Raw genomic sequence first — 2034 nt, 5'->3', positions numbered from 1 at the left:
CTGCCACCGGCAGCGAGGCGCGGCATTTTGCCGCCGACCTGCGTCGTGCCGATGAGATCGGCACCCTGCTTGACGCGGTGCAGGCTGGGGCGCGATCGATGTGCTGGTGAACTGTGCCGGCATCCAGCACGCCGCGCCGCTGGCCGAGCAGCCCGCGCAGAAGTGGGACGACATCATCGCGCTCAACCTCAGCGCCGCCTTCCACACCATGCAGCAGACGCTGCCGGGCATGGCCGAACGCGGCTACGGCCGGGTGGTCAACATCGCCTCGGTGCACGGGCTGGTGGCCTCGAAGAACAAGGCGCCGTATGTGGCCAGCAAATTCGGCATCGTCGGCCTGAGCAAGGTTGCCGCACTGGAATACGCCAGCGCCGGCAGCCGCGACAGCGGTGGCGTCACCGTCAACTGCGTGTGCCCGGGCTGGGTGGAGACGCCGCTGATCGAGCCGCAGATCCAGGCCCACCGCAACGGTGGCAGCCGCGAGGACGGCGTGCGTGCGTTGCTGGAAGAGAAGCAGCCGAGCCTGCGCATGTCCCTGCCCGAGGACATCGCGTCGATGGTGGTTTGGCTTTGCCGCCGCGAGGCCCACAATGTCACCGCCGCCGCCCTGCCCATGGACGGAGGCTGGACCGCCCAGTAACCCGAACCGTGACCATGCCGACCCTGCTGATTGCCGACGACCACCCGCTGTTCCGCGCCGCACTGCGTCAGGCCGCCAGCGAAGCCATGAGTGATTTGCAGGTGCGCGAGGCCGAATCGCTGGACGGGGTGCTGGCCGCGCTCGATACCGCACCGGAAACCGACCTGATCCTGCTGGACCTGCACATGCCCGGCAACCACGGGCTGGCCGGGCTGGCGGCGATCCGCGCGCAGCATCCGGGAGTGGCGGTGATCGTGGTTTCGGCCAATGACGATCCGCGCGTGGTGCGCCGCGCGCTCGATCACGGCGCGGCCGGCTACCTGCCCAAGAGTTCGGGCCTGAACGAACTGCGCGAAGCCATCCGCTGCGTGATGGCCTGCGAGCAGTGGCTGCCGGCCTCGCTGCGCGCGGCGGTGTCGCGCGCGCAATCCTCCAGCCACGACAGCGAACTGGCAGCGCGCTTGGCCAGCCTGTCGCCGCAGCAGTTCCGGGTGCTGGTGCTGGTTGCGCAGGGCCTGCTCAACAAGCAGATCGCCGACCGCCTGGAGGTGCAGGAACGCACGGTCAAGGCGCATCTGTCGGCGATCTTCGAGCGCCTGGGCGTGCGCAACCGCACCCAGGCCAGCGTGGTGCTGCGCGAGCTGGAACTGAGCGATCCGGCGCGCCAGATCGAGGCCTGAGCGGCTCCTCCCTCAGCTGCCGCGCAGCAGCCGGTGCAGCAACATGCCGACCAGCATCGCCGGCACGAACCACAACGCCTCCGGTGAGGCCACGCCCAGGCCGACCAGCGCCGGGCCCGGGCAATAGCCGGCCAAGCCCCAGCCGATGCCGAACAGGGCCGCGCCCAGCAGCAGCGGACGGTCCAGGGTGCGCAGCGAAGACAGCTGGAAGCTGCCGGCAAACACCGGCGCCGGCCGCTTGAGCACGAAGCGGAACAGCACCAGCGTGGTGGTCACCGCCCCGCCGAGCACGAACAGCAGCGCCGGATCGAAATCCCCGGCGATATCCAGAAAGCCCAGGATGCGCAGCGGATCGGTCATGCCCGATACCGCCAGGCCCAGACCGAACAGCGCGCCGGACAGCAACGCGGCGAACAGGGTGCGGGAGGAATTCATGCCAGATGCCTCACAACAAAAGTGGTGACGATCGCGGTGGCCATGAAGGTCAGCACCGCCGCGAAGGAACGCGGTGACAGCCGCCCCAGTCCGCACACGCCATGGCCGCTGGTGCAGCCGTTGCCCATGCGGGTGCCAAAACCGACCAGCAGGCCGGCAACGACCAGCATCCACACCGGAAAGCCCTGCCGTGGCGTATAGGCCCCGGGTACCAGCAGCAGCCACGCCGCACCGGCACCGATCAGCCCGAGCAGGAACAGCACCCGCCAGGCGGTTTCG

Annotated in this window: 4 protein-coding genes; 2 read left to right on the top strand and 2 right to left on the bottom strand. The window is 69.3% G+C overall.

All coding sequences use genetic code 11. The features are described 5' to 3' along the window. The first annotated feature begins 94 nt into the window (after positions 1-94). Both JCM9942_RS14655 and JCM9942_RS14650 read left to right on the top strand, forming a co-directional pair. Complete coding sequence (locus JCM9942_RS14655) at positions 95-640, top strand: SDR family oxidoreductase (protein ID WP_256202396.1); 546 nt, start codon at positions 95-97, stop codon at positions 638-640. Between the two features lie 14 nt (positions 641-654). Continuing rightward, positions 655-1320, top strand: a complete 666-nt coding sequence (locus tag JCM9942_RS14650; protein ID WP_054660564.1) for a response regulator transcription factor — start codon at positions 655-657, stop codon at positions 1318-1320. Between the two features lie 12 nt (positions 1321-1332). On the opposite strand, the gene JCM9942_RS14645 is transcribed toward JCM9942_RS14650, so the two are convergent. Beyond that, complete coding sequence (locus JCM9942_RS14645) at positions 1333-1755, bottom strand: DUF6691 family protein (RefSeq protein ID WP_054660562.1); 423 nt, start codon at positions 1753-1755, stop codon at positions 1333-1335. Beyond that, the coding region (locus tag JCM9942_RS14640) for a YeeE/YedE family protein (protein ID WP_054660560.1) at positions 1752-2034 on the bottom strand (283 nt) is incomplete at its 5' end. The genes JCM9942_RS14640 and JCM9942_RS14645, both read right to left, overlap by 4 nt.

This window comes from Stenotrophomonas pictorum JCM 9942 (assembly GCF_001310775.1).
Taxonomy (GTDB): domain Bacteria; phylum Pseudomonadota; class Gammaproteobacteria; order Xanthomonadales; family Xanthomonadaceae; genus Stenotrophomonas; species Stenotrophomonas pictorum.
Note: the sequence above shows the minus strand (reverse complement) of the source record. Positions and strands in the feature narration are given on the sequence as shown.

What these genes read in the sequence shown, in the direction of transcription:
- JCM9942_RS14650 (WP_054660564.1), top strand. Translation starts at nt 655, where the DNA reads ATGCCGACCCTGCTGATTGCCGACGACCACCCGCTGTTCCGCGCCGCA.
- JCM9942_RS14645 (WP_054660562.1), bottom strand. Translation starts at nt 1,755, where the DNA reads ATGAATTCCTCCCGCACCCTGTTCGCCGCGTTGCTGTCCGGCGCGCTG.